At 70.8% G+C, this 19,397-nt stretch carries 13 protein-coding genes; 10 read left to right on the top strand and 3 right to left on the bottom strand.

What is annotated here, in order from left to right; translation table 11 throughout:
- Positions 1-40: 40 nt before the first annotated feature.
- From AB3M34_RS21030 to AB3M34_RS21010, 5 genes are read left to right on the top strand one after another with little or no spacing between them, the layout of a single operon-like run.
- Positions 41-3,856 (top strand): nitrate reductase subunit alpha, encoded by a 3,816-nt coding sequence (locus tag AB3M34_RS21030; RefSeq protein WP_370616811.1) that lies wholly within the window; start codon positions 41-43, stop codon positions 3,854-3,856.
- 15 nt (positions 3,857-3,871) lie between these two features.
- The gene (narH, locus tag AB3M34_RS21025; RefSeq protein ID WP_370616810.1) at positions 3,872-5,539 is read left to right on the top strand and encodes a nitrate reductase subunit beta; all 1,668 of its coding nucleotides are present in this window, start codon (positions 3,872-3,874) and stop codon (positions 5,537-5,539) included.
- Complete coding sequence (gene narJ / locus AB3M34_RS21020) at positions 5,536-6,225, top strand: nitrate reductase molybdenum cofactor assembly chaperone (RefSeq protein ID WP_370616809.1); 690 nt, start codon at positions 5,536-5,538, stop codon at positions 6,223-6,225. Before narH ends, narJ begins: the two co-directional genes overlap by 4 nt.
- Complete coding sequence (gene narI / locus AB3M34_RS21015) at positions 6,222-6,959, top strand: respiratory nitrate reductase subunit gamma (RefSeq protein WP_370616808.1); 738 nt, start codon at positions 6,222-6,224, stop codon at positions 6,957-6,959. Before narJ ends, narI begins: the two co-directional genes overlap by 4 nt.
- A 25-nt stretch (positions 6,960-6,984) precedes the next feature.
- Positions 6,985-8,211: an MFS transporter gene (locus AB3M34_RS21010; protein ID WP_370616807.1), complete on the top strand. Its 1,227-nt coding sequence runs from the start codon at positions 6,985-6,987 to the stop codon at positions 8,209-8,211.
- A gap of 146 nt (positions 8,212-8,357) precedes the next feature.
- On the opposite strand, the gene AB3M34_RS21005 is transcribed toward AB3M34_RS21010, so the two are convergent.
- Positions 8,358-9,149 (bottom strand): alpha/beta fold hydrolase, encoded by a 792-nt coding sequence (locus AB3M34_RS21005; RefSeq protein ID WP_370616806.1) that lies wholly within the window; start codon positions 9,147-9,149, stop codon positions 8,358-8,360.
- A gap of 128 nt (positions 9,150-9,277) precedes the next feature.
- On the opposite strand from AB3M34_RS21005, the gene AB3M34_RS21000 reads away from it, so the two are divergent.
- The 5 genes from AB3M34_RS21000 (at position 9,278) to AB3M34_RS20980 (ending at position 17,143) form a co-directional block, all read left to right on the top strand.
- Positions 9,278-11,359 carry an MSCRAMM family protein gene (locus AB3M34_RS21000; RefSeq protein ID WP_370616805.1) on the top strand — a complete coding sequence of 694 codons (2,082 nt, stop codon included), beginning with the start codon at positions 9,278-9,280 and terminating at the stop codon, positions 11,357-11,359.
- 71 nt (positions 11,360-11,430) lie between these two features.
- Positions 11,431-12,123 carry a response regulator gene (locus AB3M34_RS20995; RefSeq protein WP_370616804.1) on the top strand — a complete coding sequence of 231 codons (693 nt, stop codon included), beginning with the start codon at positions 11,431-11,433 and terminating at the stop codon, positions 12,121-12,123.
- Complete coding sequence (locus AB3M34_RS20990) at positions 12,120-14,771, top strand: DUF4153 domain-containing protein (protein ID WP_370616803.1); 2,652 nt, start codon at positions 12,120-12,122, stop codon at positions 14,769-14,771. Before AB3M34_RS20995 ends, AB3M34_RS20990 begins: the two co-directional genes overlap by 4 nt.
- A 33-nt stretch (positions 14,772-14,804) precedes the next feature.
- Positions 14,805-16,004 (top strand): CaiB/BaiF CoA transferase family protein, encoded by a 1,200-nt coding sequence (locus AB3M34_RS20985; protein ID WP_370616802.1) that lies wholly within the window; start codon positions 14,805-14,807, stop codon positions 16,002-16,004.
- Positions 16,001-17,143, top strand: coding sequence for an acyl-CoA dehydrogenase family protein (locus AB3M34_RS20980; protein WP_370616801.1), 1,143 nt, complete (start codon positions 16,001-16,003; stop codon positions 17,141-17,143). Before AB3M34_RS20985 ends, AB3M34_RS20980 begins: the two co-directional genes overlap by 4 nt.
- A gap of 24 nt (positions 17,144-17,167) precedes the next feature.
- Here the strand turns inward: AB3M34_RS20980 and AB3M34_RS20975 are convergent, their stop codons facing one another.
- Together AB3M34_RS20975 and AB3M34_RS20970 are read right to left on the bottom strand one after the other, a co-directional pair.
- A complete protein-coding gene (locus AB3M34_RS20975) occupies positions 17,168-18,880 on the bottom strand; it encodes an MFS transporter (RefSeq protein ID WP_370616800.1) in 1,713 nt (570 codons plus the stop codon).
- On the bottom strand, positions 18,877-19,356 hold the full coding sequence (locus tag AB3M34_RS20970; RefSeq protein ID WP_370616799.1) for a MarR family winged helix-turn-helix transcriptional regulator: 480 nt from the start codon (positions 19,354-19,356) through the stop codon (positions 18,877-18,879). Before AB3M34_RS20970 ends, AB3M34_RS20975 begins: the two co-directional genes overlap by 4 nt.
- Positions 19,357-19,397 lie beyond the last annotated feature (41 nt).

Genomic DNA, 19,397 nt, shown 5'->3' with positions numbered 1-19,397 from the left:
CCCCGGGTCGGAGCCCTAGCGTGATCGCGAGGAGGCCCCGATGACGGACACGACCCGCGAAGGACGAGCCCGATCACGACGCCGAGGAGCGTCGTCCGGCACGGACGGCCCGGCCTCGGAGGCCCTCCTCGCGCTCGGTGACTTCTTCACCCGGTGGGACGAGTCCGCCGATCGGCGCGCGGTCTACCGGGAGGGTGGGCGCCGCGGTGACGTCTTCTACCGCGACCGCTGGAGCCACGACAAGGTCGTCCGCTCCACGCACGGTGTGAACTGCACCGGCTCGTGCTCGTGGAAGGTGTACGTCAAGGACGGCATCATCACGTGGGAGGCGCAGCAGACCGACTACCCGAGCACCGGCCCCGACCGGCCCGAGTACGAGCCTCGCGGATGTCCGCGTGGTGCGGCCTTCTCCTGGTACACGTACTCGCCGACCCGCGTCCGCTACCCGTACGGCCGCGGGGTGCTGATCGAGATGTACCGGGAGGCGAAGCAGCGCCTCGGCGACCCCGTCCTCGCGTTCGCCGAGATCGCGGCGGACCCGGAGAAGCGGCGCCGCTACCAGAGCGCGCGCGGCAAGGGCGGCCTCGTACGGATCTCGTGGGACGAGGCGATCGAGATCGCGGCGGCAGCCCACGTCAACACGATCAAGACGTACGGCCCGGACCGCTGCGCAGGCTTCTCCCCGATCCCGGCGATGTCGATGGTGTCGCACTGCATCGGTACGCGGTTCATCCAGCTCATCGGCGGCGTGATGACGTCCTTCTACGACTGGTACGCCGACCTTCCCGTCGCGAGCCCGCAGGTCTTCGGTGACCAGACCGACGTCCCGGAGTCGGGCGACTGGTGGGACGCGTCGTACCTCCTGATGTGGGGCTCGAACGTCCCGGTCACACGCACACCGGACGCGCACTGGATGGCAGAGGCGCGCTACCGCGGGACCAAGGTCGTGGCCGTGTCACCGGACTACGCCGACAACACGAAGTTCGCCGACGAGTGGATGCCCGCCCAGGCGGGGACGGACGCGGCACTCGCGATGGCGATGGGCCACGTGATGCTGACGGAGTTCTACCTGCAGCGGCAGGTGCCGTTCTTCACCGACTACGTCAAGCAGTACACCGACCTGCCGATGCTGGTCACCCTGAAGCAGGCCGAGGACGGGGCGTACGTCCCGGAGACGTTCCTGACGGAGGCGGACCTGGGTGGGTCTCGATCGACTTCGTCGCCTCGACCAGCGGCATCCGAGAACGCCGAGTGGAAGACCGTCCTCATCGACTCCCGTACGGGGGAGCCGGTGGTCCCGAACGGGTCGATGGGTTTCCGCTACGGCGAGTCCGGCGAGGGCAGCTGGAACCTCGACCTCGGCGACGTCGACCCGGCACTGTCGGTGATCGGGCCCGACGCGCAGCCGGCCGAGGTGCTGATGCCGTCCTTCGACGCGCCCGACGGCTCGGGCAGCGTGATCCGGCGCGGCATCCCCGTACGCCAGGTCGCCGGCCGCGCCGTCACGACCGTGCTCGACCTGCTCCTCGCGCAGTACGGCGTCGGCCGCGACGGTCTGCCGGGCGAGTGGCCGACCGGGTACGACGACGCGACCTCGCCGTACACGCCGGCGTGGCAGGAGGAGATCACCTCGGTCCCGGCGGCGCAGTGCATCCGCATCGCCCGTGAGATCGCCCGCAACTCGGAGGAGTCGGGCGGGCGCTCGATGATCATCATGGGTGCGGGCATCTGCCAGTGGTTCCACGGCGACGTCACCTACCGGGCGATCCTCACCCTCCTGATGCTGACCGGCGCGATGGGGCGCAACGGTGGCGGCTGGGCGCACTACGTCGGGCAGGAGAAGTGCCGCCCGATCACCGGGTGGATCTCGCTCGCGAACGGCCTGGACTGGTCACGTCCGCCGCGGACGATGACCGGCACCTCGTACTGGTACATGCACACCGGGCAGTGGCGCTCCGACGGGTCGCGCCAGGAGGTGCTGACGTCACCGCTGGCCGAGGGACACCTCGAAGGCCTGCACACGGCGGACGTGATCGCGAAGTCCGCACGGATGGGCTGGATGCCGTTCTATCCGCAGTTCGACCGCAACCCCCTCGACCTCGCGGACGAGGCGACCGCTGCCACCGCCGACGGCAGTGCCGCCGATGCCGGCACGTGGATCGCGGACCGTCTCCAGGACGGCAGTCTCAACGCGGCGATCGACGACGTCGACGCCCCGGAGAACTGGCCGCGCACGCTGGTGCTGTGGCGCTCGAACCTGTTCGGGTCGTCGGCCAAGGGCAACGAGTACTTCCTCCAGAACCTGCTCGGCACGCAGTCGAACCTGGAGGCGACGGACGCAGCGGAGGGCCCGCGGACGATCCGCCGGCGGGAGGAGCAGCCGCAGGGGAAGCTGGACCTGCTCGTCTCGGCCGACTTCCGCATGACGTCGACGACGCTGCTGTCCGACATCGTCTTCCCGGCCGCGACCTGGTACGAGAAGTACGACCTGTCGTCGACCGACATGCACCCGTACGTCCACGCGTTCACGCCGGCGATCGACCCACCGTGGGAGGCGCGCAGCGACTTCGACACGTTCACCGCGCTCGCGCGGAAGCTGTCGGAGCTCGCGGCGACCCACCTCGGCACCCGCAAGGACCTGGTGACGGTCCCGCTCCAGCACGACACGCCGGGTGAGATCGCGCAGCCGGGTGGCCGCAGCCTCGACTGGCGCGAGGGGCAGACCGACCCGGTCGCCGGCAAGACGATGCCGGCGGTCGCCGTCGTGGAGCGCGACTACACCGCGATCGCGGACAAGCTCGTGACGGTCGGTCCGAAGGCGGAGCAGCTCGGCTTCACGGTCAAGAACATCACGTACGACCTCGAGGAGGCCGTCGCCTCGATCGCGGCGAAGCACGGCGTGATGTCGTCCGGCGCGGGAGCCGGGCGTCCGGCGATCGACACCGACGCGCGCATGGCCGAGGCGATCCTGACCTTCTCCGGGACGACCAACGGACGCCTCGCCGTCCAGGGGTTCCGCGACCTCGAGCGGCGTACGGGTCGGCACCTCGTCGACCTCGCCGAGGGCGCGGAGGAGAAGCAGATCACCTTCTCGATGACGCAGGACTCGCCGCAGCCGGTGATCACCTCGCCGGAGTGGTCGGGCTCCGAGACCGGCGGCCGCCGGTATGCGCCGTTCACCGTGAACATCGAGCGACTCAAGCCGTTCCACACGCTGACGGGCCGGATGCACTTCTATCTCGACCACGCGTGGATGCGCGACTACGGCGAGCAGCTCCCGACGTACCGGCCACCGCTCGACATGCACCGCCTGTTCGGCGACGTGGAGGTCCCCGCCGATGGTCGAGGCCGGAGCGCCAGCGGAGGATCGAGACCCCTGGCGAGCGACGACGGTGCCCTCCAGGTCGCGGTCCGCTACCTGACGCCGCACAGCAAGTGGTCGATCCACTCCGAGTACCAGGACAACCTGCTGATGCTGTCGCTGTCGCGCGGCGGGCCGACCGTGTGGATGAGCGTCGAGGACGCCGAGCGGATCGACGTCGTCGACAACGACTGGGTGGAGTGCGACAACGCCAACGGCGTCTACGTCGGACGCGCGATCGTCAGCCACCGGATGCCCAAGGGCGTCGTCTTCGTGCACCACGCCCAGGAGCGCACGATCGACGTCCCGAAGTCGCAGAAGACCGGACGGCGCGGAGGCATCCACAACTCCGTCACGCGCCTGCTGGTGAAGCCGACCCACCTGATCGGGGGGTACGCGCAGCTGTCCTACACGTTCAACTACCTCGGGCCGACGGGCAACCAGCGCGACATCGTCTGCACGGTGCGCAAGCGGACTGCTCCGGTGAGGTACTGAGGAGGTGGCGACTACATGAAGGTCATGGCGCAGGTCGCGATGGTGATGAACCTCGACAAGTGCATCGGCTGCCACACCTGCTCGGTCACCTGCAAGCAGGCGTGGACCAACCGCGCCGGCGTCGAGTACGTGTGGTTCAACAACGTCGAGACCCGCCCCGGTCAGGGCTACCCGCGGCGCTACGAGGACCAGGAGCGCTGGCGTGGCGGCTGGGTGCGCAACAAGCGGGGCCGTCTGTCGCTGCGGACGGGCGGTCGTACGCGCAGGCTGTTCAGCATCTTCGCGAGCCCCGTCCAGCCGGAGCTCTCGGACTACTACGAGCCGTGGACGTACGACTACGAGAACCTCACCCGCGCCCCGCTCGGCGACGACTTCCCCGTGGCGCGGCCGAAGTCGCTGATCACCGGCGAGGACATGGCGATCACGTGGTCGGCGAACTGGGACGACAACCTGGGCGGCGGGCCGGTCGCGGCGCTCCAGGACCCGATCGTCGAGAAGGTGCGCCGCGAGTCGGAGGACAAGATCCGGTTCGACCTGGAGCGGACGTTCATGTTCTACCTGCCGCGCATCTGCGAGCACTGCCTCAACCCGTCGTGCGTGGCGTCGTGCCCGAGCGGCGCGATCTACAAGCGGCAGGAGGACGGCATCGTCCTCGTCGACCAGGACCGCTGCCGCGGCTGGCGGCAGTGCATCACCGGCTGTCCGTACAAGAAGATCTACTTCAACCACAAGTCGGGCAAGGCCGAGAAGTGCACGTTCTGCTACCCGCGCGTCGAGGTCGGCATCCCGACCGTGTGCGCCGAGACCTGCGTCGGACGGCTGCGCTACATCGGCGTCTTCCTGTACGACGCCGACCGCGTGACGGAGGCGGCGTCGGTCGAGGACGACCAGGACCTGTACGAGGCGCAGCTCGACCTGATGCTCGACCCGTACGATCCCGCGGTGATCGCGGCGGCGCGCAGCGAGGGCATCCCGGAGGACTGGATCGACGGGGCCCGACGCTCGCCGGTCTACGCGCTGGCGAAGAAGTACCGGGTCGCGCTGCCGCTCCATCCGGAGTACCGGACGATGCCGATGGTCTGGTACGTCCCGCCGCTCTCGCCGATCGTCGACCTGCTCGCGGACCAGGGGCACGACGCGGAGGACGCAGGGACGCTGTTCGGCGCGATCGAGGCGCTGCGGATCCCCGTCGAGTACCTCGCCGAGCTCTTCACCGCCGGCGACACGGCGATCGTCACGGACGTCTTGCGCAAGCTCGCCGCGATGCGGTCGTACATGCGCGGGATCAACCTCGGCAAGGAGCCGGACGCCTCCATCCCGGAGTCGGTCGGGATGTCCGAGGAGTCGATGTACGCGATGTACCGGCTGATGGCGATCGCGAAGTACGACGAGCGGTACGTGATCCCGACCGCGCACACCGAGCAGGCGCACGACCTCGAGGAGATGGGGTGCTCGCTGGACTTCGACGAGGGCCCCGGCATGTACGAGTCCGGGCCGGTCGGCGAGGCGAGCGGACGGCCCGTTCCGGTGGCGGTCGAGACCTTCCACGCGCTCAAGCAGCGGCAGGAGTCCGACACGATCGCCGCGCCCGACCCGCAGCAGAGCGGACAGGTGAACCTGCTCAACTGGGACGGTCTCGGAGCCCCCGAGGGGTTGTTCCCCGACAGGGGTGAGCGGTCATGAAGAAGACGGCCGGCAGGAACGACGTACGTGTGGTCCATCGCGCCGCGGCCATCCTCCTCGCGTACCCGACACCGGAGGTGTACGAACGCTTCCCGCTGGTCCGCGCGGCTCTGGAGGAGGCCGAGCCGTCGCGCCGGTCGCGGACGTCGAGGAACGAGCCCGTCCCGAGTCCGCGCACCGACCTCCTCGCCTTCGTCGACGCGGCCGAGAGCACGCCGGTCGATGCACTCGCCCGGCGCTACGTCGAGGTGTTCGACCTGGACCGCAAGCACCCGCTCTACCTGTCGTACTTCACCGACGGCGACACGCGGAGGCGCGGCGAGGTCCTGGCCGAGTTCAAGCAGACCTATCGCGACTCGGGCCTGGTCGTGGACACGCGCGGCGAGCTCCCGGACTACCTTCCGATGGTCCTTGAGCTCGCCGCCCACGACCCGGGCCGGGGCACCGCGCTCCTGAACCGCTACCGGCCGAGCGTCGAGCTGCTGCGGCTCGCGCTCGAGGCCATCGACGCGCGCACGCCGACGCCGTGGGTGCACGTGCTCCGCGGGGTCTGCGCGGCGTACGACGGACCGGGGCCGCGCGACAAGGCGGCGGCGATGGCGATGGCAGGGCCGCCGACGGAGACCGTCGGGCTCGATGCGTACGACCCGCGTCTCCTCCCGCTCTCATCGGGAGGCGACGCATGAGAACCGTCCTCTGGGGCGTCATCCCCTACCTGGTCCTGGTGGTGTTCTTCGGCGGTCTGCTGTGGCGCTACAGGTACGACCAGTTCGGGTGGACGACGCGCTCCTCGCAGCTGTACGAGTCGAAGCTGCTGCGGGTCGCGTCGCCGTTGTTCCACTTCGGGATCCTCGTCGTCGTGGTCGGGCACGTCGTCGGGCTGCTGATCCCTGAGTCGTGGACGGACGCGGTCGGCGTCAGCGAGCACATGTACCACGTGATGGCGCTCTCGCTCGGGGCCGTCGCCGGCTTCGCCACGCTGGTCGGTGTCGCGCTGCTGATCTACCGGCGCCGCAAGACCGGCCCGGTGTTCATGGCCACGACGAAGAACGACAAGCTCATGTACGTCGTGCTGCTGGCCGCGATCGTCGCCGGGCTCGCGACCACCGTCGTGAGCGTGTTCGACCCGGACGTCACCGACTACCGGCACACGGTCTCGCCGTGGTTCCGCAGCCTGTTCGTCCTCCAGCCCGACGTCGACGCGATGGCGGCTGCGTCCACCTCGTTCCATGTGCACGTGCTGGTCGGCCTGGCGCTGTTCGCGATCTGGCCGTTCACGCGGCTCGTGCACGCCTTCACGGCGCCCCTGCACTACCTGTTCCGTCCGTACATCGTCTACCGCAGCCGCGACGACATCCCGACCGCCCGCGCACCGCGACCCGGCTGGGACCCCGTCGGCACGCGGGACCGGGACCGCTGATGTCCACCGAACCAGGGGAGACCACGTGACCACCGCGACCGAGGGGCCCGCACTCGTCAAGGCCGACCAGACGCGCAACCTGATCCTCGCCACGTGGGCGTTCGCGATCAGCTTCTGGGCGTGGAACATGATCGGCCCGCTGGCCGGGCGGTACGCCGTCGACATGGACCTGAGCGCCAACCAGAAGTCGTTCCTGGTCGCGGTACCGGTGATCGTCGGCTCGCTCGGGCGGATCGCGGCGGGCACGCTGACCGACCGGTACGGCGGCCGGTTCCTGTTCACGGTGCTGCTGGTCCTGACGGCTCCGTTCGTGGTGCTGGTCGCGGTCGCCGGCGAGGCCAACTCGTACCCGTTGCTGATCCTGTTCGGCTTCTTCCTCGGCATCGGCGGCACGACGTTCGCGGTCGGCATCCCGACGGTGAAGGCCTGGTTCGAGAAGCCGCGGCAGGGCTTCGCGACGGGGCTGTTCGGCGCCGGCATGGGCGGAACGGCTCTGTCGTCGTTCTTCACGCCGCGCTTCGTCGAGAACTTCGGCTACATGACGACGCACGTGATCATCGCCGTCGCTCTGCTGATCACCGCGGGGATCTGCTGGGCGTTCATGCGGGACTCCCCGCGCTGGACCCCGTCGACCGAGCCGGCGGCACCGAAGCTGATGTCGGCGCTGAAGGAGCCGGTGACGTGGCAGATGGCGATCTTGTACGCGGTCACGTTCGGCGGCTTCGTCGCGTTCTCGACGTACCTGCCGACGTACCTCGGCGACGTCGTGACCTACGGGTACGACCTCACGGAAGCGGGTGAGCGTACGGCGGGGTTCGCGATCGCGGCCGTGATCGCGCGGCCCATCGGCGGGACGTTGTCGGACAAGGTCGGGCCCCGTGCGGTCACCCTCGTGTCCCTCGCGGGCGCCGCTGTCATGGCGATCGTGCTGGCGCTGCGACCGGAGCCGGAGTGGCCGGCGGGCATCTCGTTCGTGCTGATGGCCGCGTTCCTCGGGCTCGGGTCGGGCTCGGTGTTCGCCTGGGTCGCGCAACGCGCGCCTGCCGACAAGACCGGGTCGGTCACCGGGCTGGTCGGCGCCGCGGGCGGGCTCGGCGGGTTCTTCCCGCCGCTGGTCATGGGCGCGACGTACAACGAGCAGGACCAGACGTACACGATCGGTCTGATCCTGCTCTGCGCGACCGCCGTGGCCGCGTTCCTGTTCACCCTGATCGGACTCCGCGAACGTCCCGCCGGTCGTCGCAGAGCCTGACCGCGTCGGTCACCTCGGTTCACTCTCCGTTGGGCCCCACGGAGAGTGCGTGCCCCACCTGAAATCTCCGGTGGGGCAGCGCCTCTGCGTGGGGCCCAACGGAAGTTAACGATGAAGCGGCGGAGGAGGCGGCGCAGGCAGCGAGCTCAGGCGGCGGCGCGGGCGGCGCGGGCCTGCTCGACGACCAGGTCCGCGATCAGCTCGGGCGCATCGATCATCGGGACGTGACCGCAGTCGGGCAGCGAGACGTGGGTGGCCCAGGGCAGCCGTCGGCGCGCCTCCTGGGCCTGGGACGGCAGGAGGATCCGGTCCTTCGTCCCCCAGGCCACCGTCGTCGGGACCGACGGGCGCCCGTCGTAGCGGTATCTCGCGCCCGACCGGAGCACGCGCGTGAACGCCGTGCAGTCGCGGAGCGCGAAGGTGTCGCCGAGGAAGTCGTCGGGCTCGATGCGTCCGGGGTGGGCGAACAGCGTCGACATCGCCGCGGCGCGCGCCCAGCGTCGGGTCGCGATGCCGCGGACCACCTTGTCGGGCGCTCCTGACGTGCCCTTGAGGCTCATGAGCAGCAGGAACGCCCACAGGCGACCCGGCTCGGTCCAGAACCCGGCCGGCGACAGCGCGGTGGCCGTACGAACCGTTCCTCGTGCCGCCAGCTCGAGGGCGATCGCACCGCCGAGCGAGTTGCCGACGACGTGCGGCTGTACGAGGCCGAGATCGGCGACGAACTTCTCGAGCGCGTCGACGAAGTCGACCATCGAGTCGGCTCCCACCTTGGGGAGCGCGGGCGACGCCCCGAATCCTGGCAGGTCGATCGCGATGACGTCGTGGTGGGCGGCGAGCAGGTCGACGACCGGGTTCCACGCCTCCTTGCGGTGGCCGATCCCGTGGACGAGCACGAGCGGCTCGCCGGTTCCGCGTCGGGAGTAGACGATGCTCACCGAGGCCTCCTGTCACCTGTGATGTGACATCGAGCATGTCACGCAGGTGATGGTAGCGGATGCGCGTGGGCGAGCAGATTGTGCAAACAATCGGACAAGCCAGACAATCAGCCGCTAGCGTCCCCATCATGTCGTCTCGGGGGAGGCTCAGGCAGAAGCGCGCTCTGGGCAAGGCTGCGCTCGCCGCCGGCGTGGTCGGCCTGCTCATCGGCCAGGCGGTCTTCGGTGGTCCCGCCGGTGCCGTGGCGAGCGCGTACGGGACCTGGGGCGCATTCAGCGGCTCGTCCAACGCCTACACCGGGGTCATGACGCTGTCCGGCCTCGGCTTCCCGGCGGCCGACGTGACGTCGGACTCGCGCGGTGGCAACGTCGGCCCCGCCACGTCCGCATTCTTCAACGCGGCGACCCCCGTGGGCCAGGCGTACGGGTCGAGCCAAGGCACGCCCTACGTGGTGCTGCGACCGAAGGCGGACAACGCGACGGCCCCATCGACGACCACGTACGCGTTCGCGAGTCCGACGCCCGCGCAGCAGTGGGGCTTCGCGTTCGGCGACGTCGACGCCGACGCGGTGACGATCAGCGCCGTCGCCGTGACAGGCGCGGGCGGGGTCCGAGCGGCGACCGGTGCTGAACTCGGGTACCAGGGCGGGTTCAACGCATGCGAGTTCGGCACGCCGCGGCCGAACGGCTGCACGGCCAGCATCGCCGACGTGCCTGACTGGGATCCGGCGACACGCACGCTGACAGGCAACCCCGATGCCCTGGACTCGATCGGCGCGTCCGGATGGTTCCAGCCGACGGTTCGGCTGCGGTCGCTGACTGTCTCCTTCGTCCAGCGCTCGGGGTTCCCGTCGTACCAGACGTGGTTCTTCAACCGGACGCACGCCATGGCAGGGTCGGTCGCCGACGTCTCCACCGGTGCCGGTGAGTGCCCGCTCGACGAGACGACGGTCCGGCTGCTCGACCAGAACGGTCGTGACCTCGGCACGACGCCGGTCGCCGCGGACGGGTCGTACTCGTTCGGCGAGGTCGCCTCTCAGGTCGGCTACCGCGTCGTCGTCGAGCCTCCCGAGGTCTGCGCCGTCGTCGGTCCGGCAGAGCAGCTCGCGGATGCGAGCGACGACACGACCGTGCCGCCCTTCCAGGTCCGCGAGATCGTCCCGCAGCCTGTGTCGGGCACGGTGACCGACGACGACGGTACCCCGCTCGCTGGGGTGACGGTGACCCTGCAGGGGCCCGGCGGAGGGACGATCACCACCACCACGAACGGTGAGGGCCGCTACCTCTTCGACGACAACCCGGTCGGGTCCGGCTACGTCGTCAGTGTCCAGCCGCCTGCTGGCTACACAGGAACCACCGAGCGGCCGCCCTTCGCCGTGGACGACGCGCCGGTGACCGGCCAGGACTTCGTGCTCACCGCGCCGGTGTCGGTGAGCGGCACGGTGACCGGCGGCGGCGAGGGGCTCGGCGGGGTGATCGTGACCCTGACGCCTGACGGCGGTGGACCGGCGGTCACGACCGTCACCGGCGCGGACGGCACGTACACGTTCGACGGTGTCCCTCCCGGCGACGGCTACGCGATCTCCGTGGAGCCACCGGCGGGGTACGACCCTGAACCGCCGCTCGGCGACGTGACCGTCGGCGACGACGACGTGACCGGTCAAGACTTCGCGCTGACGCGACCGGGGTCGCTCGGCGGGCAGGTGACCGGTGAGGACGGGCCGCAGCCGGGCGTCTCGGTCGTGGTCGACGGGCCGGGCGAGCCGGTGACCCTGACGACCGACGAGGACGGAGGCTACTACCTGGGCGACCTGCCGGCTGGGACGTACACGATCGACGTGACGCCGCCCGACGGGTACGAGGTCGTCGGAGAGGCGACGCTGACCGTGACGATCACCGATGCCGGCGAGGTCGCGGGCGGGCAGGACTTCGTCGTCCGTGCGGTCGCGACCACGGCGCCACCGACGGCGCCGACCACCGGCCCGACAGCATCCCCCGGCGGCTCGGCCGGGACGCCGGACCCTCCTGCCGACGAGCCGTCCGACCCCAGCGACGGCACGGGTGACGACAGCACCGGCGACAGCGGCGAGCTGCCCGACACCGGCGGTACGGCGCTGGCCGCCTTGCTGCTCGGAGGCGCGTTCGCGGTGGTCGGAGGCGGGGCTCTGTGGGCCGGCAAGGGGCTGCGCCGTCGCGACGACGAGGGCTGACGCCCGTACCTGCACAGAACCTTCACAGGTCGTCCCCGCCTCCCGGCCGGCAGCGCTCCTAGCATTCGAGCATGAGCAACCCCAGCCGTCGGGTCCTCGTCGTCGAGGACGACCCGGTCATCAACCAGGCCGTCTCCGACCGTCTCGAGGTCGAGGGGTACGAGGTGCTTCGCGCCGCCGACGGCCCCTCGGCGGTCGCCGCGTTCGTCGAGCACGCCCCGGACGTCGTCGTCCTGGACGTCATGCTGCCCGGGTTCGACGGCCTGGAGGTCTGTCGCCGGATCCAGGCCGAGCGACCGGTGCCGGTGCTGATGCTGACCGCACGGGCGGACGAGGCGGACGTGCTGGTCGGCCTCGGGGTGGGAGCCGACGACTACCTCACGAAGCCGTTCCGGATGCGTGAGCTCGTGGCGCGGGTGTCGGCGCTCCTGCGCCGCGTCGAGCGCGCCTCCGAGATCGCCGGCAGACGGGCGCTCGAGCTCGGAGACGTCCGGGTCGATGCTGCGGCACGCCGGGTGTGGTGCGGAGACGCGGAGGTGAAGCTCACCCCGACCGAGTTCGACCTCCTCGTCTGCCTCGCTGCGTCGCCGGGCACCGTGGTGACGAGGGAGAAGCTGATGTCCCAGGTGTGGGGTTGGGTCGGAGCGTCCGGCACCCGCACGGTCGACAGCCACGTGAAGGGGCTGCGCGCCAAGATCGGCGCGGACCGGATCCGGACGGTGCACGGCGTCGGGTACGCGTTCGAGATCGGCAGTGCGTCGTGACCGCCCAGCCGCTGGCAGGCCTCACCTCCCTCAAGGTCAAGCTCGGTCTGCTGGTCGTCGCGAGCGTCGTCGTCGCGCTCGTCGTCGCGTCCCTCGGGCGGGCCGGCGGGGTGCCGGCCTGGCTCAGCATCCCGGTGACGATCGCGCTCGCCCTGGCGGTCACGCAGCTGCTCGCGGTCGGCATGACGTCGCCGCTGCGCGAGATGACCGCGGCGGCGCGACGGATGGCGGTCGGCGACTACGCCGTACGGGTCACCGCGACGTCGCGCGACGAGGTCGGCCAGCTGGCACGCGCGTTCAACACGATGGCGCGCGACCTCGCGGAGGTCGACCAGCAACGACGCGAGCTGGTCGCCAACGTCAGCCACGAGCTGCGTACGCCGCTGACGGCTCTCTGCGCCGTCCTCGAGAACCTGGTCGACGGCGTCGGTCCTCGTGACCCCGCCTCGTTCGCCGCTGCGCTCGCTCAGGCCGAGCGCCTCGTGGGCCTCGTCGAGGACCTGCTCGACCTCGCCCGCGTCGACGCCGGCAAGGCCCCGCTCGTCCCCGAACGCGTGGAGATGCGCGACCTTCTGGACGACGCGGTCGCCGAGAGCCGTGTCCTCGGGCGCGACGTGTCGTACGCGGTGCACGTCGATCCGGACGACCTCGTCGTGCACGCGGACCCTGCCCGTCTGCGCCAGCTGGTGTCCAACCTCCTCGACAACGCGTCGCGTCACAGCCCGGCGGGCGAGACCGTGAGCGTCAAGGTCACCCTGCACGGCGACCGCTACCGGCTCGAGGTCCACGACCGTGGGCCCGGGGTCGACCCGTCCGACCGTGACCGCGTCTTCGAGCCGTTCGGCACCCTGAACGCAGCCGAGGGCACGGGCGGCACCGGCCTCGGGCTGGCGATCGCCCGGTGGGTCACCGACCTCCACGGCGGCACGATCAGCTTCGTCGACCCCGAGCCCGGCACCGACGGTGCCCGCGTGAGTGTCGACCTCCCGCTCCACCCCCACGACCGCCCCGTCACGCGTCAGGAGGACGCCATGACTCCCGTCCCGCCACCTCCGCACGGACGTCCTCTTCCTCCGCTGGTCGAGGCGCGAAGCCCTTCGAGCAACCCTCGCGAGCTCGGGTCCCTCAGGACGAGCGATCGAGACCCGTCCCCGGCACCGTCGCCGGTCGGAGCCCAGCCGCTGCTCGACGACCTCTTCGGCAGCTTCTGGCCCGAGCGCGGCACCCCCGCGCGACTGGCGGTCCTGCTCGGTGCGCTGGGCGTCGGTGTCCTCGCCGCGATCGTGCTGCCCTTCCGCAGTCTCGGGATCGGCACGTTCCTCGTCCTCATGGGCGCGGGTGCGGTGATCCTCGCGTCCGAGCACCGACGTCGTGACCCGTTCGTCGTCGCCTGTGCGGTGGTCTGCGTGCTCCTCGCGGCGACGAGCGTCGTCCGGGCGGCGGAGTGGATCGTGGTGCTGTGCCTGCTTGCCGGCGCGGCGGTGTGCGTGTGCGCGGTCACCGGCGCTCGTTCGCTGCCCGGCTTCGTCCTCTCCGGCCTGTCCTGGCCGCTCGCCGGACTGCGCGGGCTGCCGTGGCTGGGACGGACGCTGACCGTCCTCACCGGATTGGGCCACGGGGCGGCGCTGCTCCGTACGGTGGTGTGGTCGGTGCTCGGCCTCCTCGTGTTCGGGGCGCTCTTCGTCTCGGCGGACGCGCTGGTCGCCGAGTGGGTCGACGTGCTCGTCCCCGACCTGACGATCGACACGTTCGTGCTCCGCGCCTTCGTCACCGTCGCTGTCGGCGGCACGGTGCTCGCCGCGGCGTACCTGGCGCTCAACCCTCCCCGCGTCGACCGACCGGCCGCTGCCGCGCGCTCGACCGGTGCGCGGTTCGAGTGGCTGACGCCGGTGCTCGCCGTCAACGCCGTGTTCGCGGTCTTCCTGGTCGCCCAGGCGACGGTGGTCTTCGGTGGGCACGCGTACCTGCGGGAGACGACGGGCCTCACGTACGCCGAGTACGTGCACCGCGGGTTCGGACAGCTCACGGTCGCGACCGCGCTGACGCTGGTCGTGGTCTGGGCGGCGACGCGCCGGGCGCCGCGCGAGACCGCCACGGACCGCGCCTGGCTGCGGGGGACGCTCGGGCTGCTGTGCGCGCAGACGCTGGTCGTGGTCGCGTCGGCGCTCTACCGCATGCACGTCTACCAGGAGGCGTACGGCTTCACCCAGCTCCGGGTCCTGGTCGACGTGTTCGAGGCGTGGCTCGGCCTGCTTGTCGTCGCCGTCCTGGTCGGCGGCATCGCGCTCCGGGCCAGGTGGCTTCCGCGGTTCGCGCTGCTGAGCGGTGCGGTGGTGCTGCTGGGCCTGGCGGCGATCAACCCGGACGCGTGGGTCGCCGAGCGCAACCTCGAGCGGTACGCCGAGACGGGCAAGATCGACTGGGCCTACTTCGCCGACCTCTCCGACGACGCGGTCCCGGTGCTCGCCGACCTGCCGGCGGCGGACCGTGGGTGTGCGCTCGCCTACTGGGAGCCCGCGGACGACGACTGGCTGGAGTGGAACCTCGGGCGCGCGCGAGCAGCCGACGCGATGGAAGGTGGGGCGGTCGGCGAGTGGAGCGGGACCTGCGCGGAGGACCTGTCGAGCACCGTGCGGCAGGCCCCTTGACAATAGTGACAGTAATGCTGTCACAATCACCGGGTGACCGAAGCCACTCAGCAGGGCCCGCTCGCCGGGATCCGCGTCGTCGAGCTCGCCGGCATCGGCCCCGGTCCCTTCGCGGCGATGCTGCTCGCCGACCTCGGCGCCGACGTCATCCGTGTCGACCGTGCCACCCCGGGTGGGCTCGCCGTCCTCCCGCAGGACCGGGACGTGATGGCCCGTGGGCGCCGGTCGATCGCGGTCGACCTCAAGAACCCCGCCGGCGCCGGGGTCGTCCTCGACCTCGTCGAGCGTGCCGACGTCCTGATCGAGGGCTTCCGGCCGGGAGTCGCCGAGCGTCTGGGCTTCGGGCCCGACGTGTGCCTCGCGCGCAACCCGCGCCTGGTCTACGGACGGATGACCGGGTGGGGCCAGGACGGGCCGCTCGCCTCCAGCGCGGGTCACGACGTCAACTACGTCTCGGTCGCCGGTGCGCTCGACCCGATCGGCCGCGCCGGAGGACCGCCGCAGATCCCGATGAACCTCCTCGGCGACTTCGCCGGCGGGTCGATGTACCTCGTCGTCGGAGTCCTCGCCGCACTCGTCGAGGCGCGCTCGTCGGGGCAGGGTCAGGTCATCGACGCGGCCATCGTCGACGGCACCGCCCACCTGCTCACGATGATCACGAACCTCAACCAGGTCGGCGCCTGGAGCGACCAGCGGGGCACCAACCTGCTCGACAGCGGCGCGCCGTTCTACGACGTCTACGAGACGTCCGACGGCCGCTGGATGTCGGTCGGTGCGCTCGAGCCGCAGTTCTACGCGGAGATGACCGGCATCATGGAGCTGAACGACCTCCCCGACCGCAACGACCCGCGCGCGTGGCCGCAGCTGCGCGAGCGGATCGCCGCGAGGTTCGCCGAGCGCACCCAGGCCGAGTGGGCCGCCCTGTTCGAGGGCACCGATGCCTGCGTCGCCCCTGTCGTCCCGATGCGCGAGGCGCCGAAGCACCCGCACCTCGCCGCTCGCGGCACGTACGTCGAGCACGAGGGGGTCGTCCAAGCGGCGCCCGCACCGCGCTTCTCGCGCACGACGACCGCCCTCGGTCGTACGCCCTCGCTGCCCGGCACGCACACCCGCGAGACCCTCGCAGCGTGGGGCGTCGGCGACGTCGACGCGCTGATCGAGTCCGGCGCCGTGGTCCAGCGCCCCTCCGCCTCCTCCGACCCGAAGGACTCCGACATGAAGGACCGCCCATGAAGCGCACCATCTTCACCGAGGACCACGAGGCGTTCCGCGACGCGTTCCGTACGTTCGTCGCGAAGGAGATCACCCCGCACCACGACCAGTGGGAGATCGACGGCATCGTCTCGCGCGACATGTGGCTCGCCGCCGGGCGGCAGGGCTTCCTCGGGTTCATGATGCCCGAGGAGTACGGCGGCGGTGGTGTGAGCGACTTCCGCTTCAACGCGATCATCGAGGAGGAGCTCGCGCACGCGGCCGCGACCGGGGTGGGCTTCGCGCTGCACAACGACCTGGTGTCCGGATACCTGCTGTCGTACGCGACCGACGAGCAGAAGGCCCGCTGGCTCCCGTCGTTCTGCACGGGCGAGACCATCACCGCGATCGCGATGACGGAGCCCGGCACCGGGTCCGACCTCCAGGCGATCGCAACCACGGCGATCGACCAGGGCGACCACTACCTCGTCAACGGCCAGAAGACGTTCATCTCGAACGGCATCCTCGCCGACCTCGTCATCGTCGCCGTGAAGACCGACCCGACCGCCGGCGCCCGGGGCGTCTCGCTGCTCGTGCTGGAGCGCGGCATGGAGGGCTTCGAGCGCGGACGCAACCTCGACAAGCTCGGCCTGAAGGCTCAGGACACGGCCGAGCTCTTCTTCACCGACGTGAAGGTGCCGAAGGAGAACCTGCTCGGCGAGGAGGGCAACGGCTTCGTCTACCTGATGGAGAAGCTGCCCCAGGAGCGCCTCACCATCTCGGTCACCGCTGCCGCCGCGTGCCGCGCCGTGATCGACATGACGCTGGCGTACGTCAAGGAGCGCAAGGCCTTCGGGCGGCCGATCGGGTCGTTCCAGAACACGCGCTTCGTGCTCGCGAGCCTCGAGACCGAGGCGCAGATCGCCCAGGTCTTCGTGGACCAGTCGATCCTCGCGCTCAACGCCGGCGAGCTGACCGTCGCCGACGCCGCGATGGGCAAGTGGTGGACCACCGAGCTGCAGAAGAAGACCGTGGACCAGTGCCTCCAGCTGTTCGGCGGCTACGGGTTCATGAGCGAGTACCCGATCTCCAAGGCGTACGCGGACACCCGCATCCAGACGATCTACGGCGGCACGACCGAGATCATGAAGGAGATCATCGGGCGCACGATGGGCATCTGACGCCCCCTCGGGGCGGGCGGCCCGTCAGCCGACCAGCTCGGGCTCCGGCTGGTGGTTGACGACGACGATGCTCGTCCGGGCGTGCCGCCAGAGCTCCTGGCTCGCCGACTCCTCGAGCAGCGCCGGCAGCCCTCCCGCGGTCGGCGGGCCGATGACGAGCGCCCGGGCGTCCACCGCGTTCGCGTACTCGGCGACCATGCGCCCCGCGCCGCCGTGCCCCTGCGCGTGCAGGAGGACGTGGCCGACGGCCGGGACCCCCTCCTGCGCGAGCGCAGCCAGGTGCTGCGACACCAGCGCCTCGGCTGCGGCGACGGTCTCGGTGTCGACGGCCGCCTCGGGCGTCACGGCCGTCTCCTGCGCGTGGACGACGTGCACGGTTCGGCCGTAACGCTGGGCGAGCCGCCCTGCCGCAGCGACCACGTCGCCGGCGCGGTCGGTGGAGTCGACGGCGGCGACGAGCACGCGGTCGGTCGCGGCGGGTGGCAGCGACGCTGGTTGCGCGACGACGCGGTCGACCGGCCCGGGCGCGGGCACCTGCTCGAGGTCCTCGGCCTGTGCGGCTTCGGCAGCGTTGAGCGCCCTGTGCGCGGTCGCGAGGATGCCGATCCCCAGCACCAGGGCGACGGCCGCGACGTAGAACGGCATGTGCATGTCGAAGCGCTCGACGAGCTTGCCGGCGAAGAACGGCGCCAGTCCGCCGCCGATGAACCGGACGAACCCGTACGCGGCAGAAGCGATCGGGCGCTCGACGGGCGAGATCGTCATGACCGCCTGGGTCGTGACGGTGTTGTTGATGCCGATGACGACACCGGTCGCGACGACCGCGGCGATGAGGACGGTCCGCTGCTCGACGAACAGGCCGATGAGCAGGACCAGGACTCCGAAGACGGCGAGGTTGGCGTACAGGGTGCGGGCGATCCCGAAGCGCGCCTGCAGGCGCGGTGCGCCCACGACGGAGAAGAACGCGACGAGCAGACCCCAGCCGAAGAACACGAACCCGAGCTCGATCGCCCCGAGCTCCATCGGGTACGGGGTGTAGCCGAGGACGGTGAAGAACGCCCAGTTGTAGCAGAGCGCCGTGAGCGAGAGCGTGAGCAGCCCGCGGTGGCGCAGGGCGAGCAGCGGGGCGACCAGCGAGGTCTTCTGCTCCGGCTTCGGTGTCGGCTCGACCAGCACGACGGTCGCGATCAGCGCGACTGCCATCAGCGCCGAGACTCCGTAGAACGGCCCCTTCCAGCTCACCTCGCCCAGCAGCCCGCCGATCAGCGGACCGACGGCGATGCCGAGTCCGAGCGCTGCCTCGTACAGGATGATCGCGCCCGCGAACCCGCCCGACGCGGACGCGACGATCACCGCGAGCGACGTCGCGATGAAGAGCGCGTTGCCCACGCCCCAGCCGGCGCGGAACCCGACGATCTGGTCGACGGTGTCCGACGACCCGGCGAGCGCGGCGAAGACCACGACGATGACGAGGCCCGCGATGAGGGTCTTCTTGGCGCCGATGCGGCTGGAGATGAAACCGGTGAACAGCATCGCCACGGCCGTGACGACCAGGTAGCTGGTGAACAGCAGCGAGACCTGGCTCGGCGTCGCCTGCAGGTCCTCGGCGATCACGGGCAGGATCGGGTCGACCAGGCCGATGCCCATGAAGGACACGACGCAGGCGAACGCGACGGCCCACACCGCCTTCGGTTGCTTGAACGGGCTCGGGACCGCGGTCGAGGAGTGGGACGTCACGAACGCTTCCTTCTTTCAGACGGGGGCAGAACGGGGGAGGGCTGACCCTCGGGGGTGGGGATGACGAGGCGGGTCAGCGCCTCGAAGGCCGGCCGGGCGTCGGCCAACGCCTGCTGGTCGGCGGGCGAGAGGTCGGCGAGGAGCTGGGTGAGGAGCTCCGTGCGGGTGCTGCGTCGGTTCGCGAGCCACGCGGAGCCGTCGTCGGTGATCGCGACGAGGACCACGCGGCCGTCGTCGGGGTCGGCCTGGCGGCGTACGAGACCGCCACTCTCGAGCCGCGTGACGAGCTGTGTCATCGCGGGCTGCGAGACGCCCTCGGCAGCGGCCAGCCGGGTCAGGCGCGCGGGGCCTGAGCGCTCGAGCGTCCCCAGCGTGCCGACCGCCGTGAGGGAGAGCCCGGACGGCGCGAGATGGCGGAGGAGGGTGACGAGCCGTTCGAGCGCGACGGCAAGGTCGTGCGCAGGAGCAGATTGCATAAGGAAGTTATATCACTTGCTTATGCATCACCCCAAGCGTC

It is taken from the genome of Mumia sp. Pv4-285 (assembly GCF_041320275.1).
In the GTDB taxonomy this organism is placed as follows: domain Bacteria; phylum Actinomycetota; class Actinomycetes; order Propionibacteriales; family Nocardioidaceae; genus Mumia; species Mumia qirimensis.
This window is presented reverse-complemented; position numbering and strand designations above follow the sequence as displayed.

Excerpts from the sequence above, each read along its gene's own strand:
- AB3M34_RS20995 (WP_370616804.1), top strand. The coding sequence starts at position 11,431 with ATGAGCAACCCCAGCCGTCGGGTCCTCGTCGTCGAGGACGACCCGGTC.
- AB3M34_RS21030 (WP_370616811.1), top strand. The coding sequence starts at position 41 with ATGACGGACACGACCCGCGAAGGACGAGCCCGATCACGACGCCGAGGA.
- AB3M34_RS21000 (WP_370616805.1), top strand. The coding sequence starts at position 9,278 with ATGTCGTCTCGGGGGAGGCTCAGGCAGAAGCGCGCTCTGGGCAAGGCT.
- AB3M34_RS20980 (WP_370616801.1), top strand. The coding sequence starts at position 16,001 with ATGAAGCGCACCATCTTCACCGAGGACCACGAGGCGTTCCGCGACGCG.
- narJ (WP_370616809.1), top strand. The coding sequence starts at position 5,536 with ATGAAGAAGACGGCCGGCAGGAACGACGTACGTGTGGTCCATCGCGCC.
- narH (WP_370616810.1), top strand. The coding sequence starts at position 3,872 with ATGAAGGTCATGGCGCAGGTCGCGATGGTGATGAACCTCGACAAGTGC.
- AB3M34_RS20970 (WP_370616799.1), bottom strand. The coding sequence starts at position 19,356 with ATGCAATCTGCTCCTGCGCACGACCTTGCCGTCGCGCTCGAACGGCTC.
- narI (WP_370616808.1), top strand. The coding sequence starts at position 6,222 with ATGAGAACCGTCCTCTGGGGCGTCATCCCCTACCTGGTCCTGGTGGTG.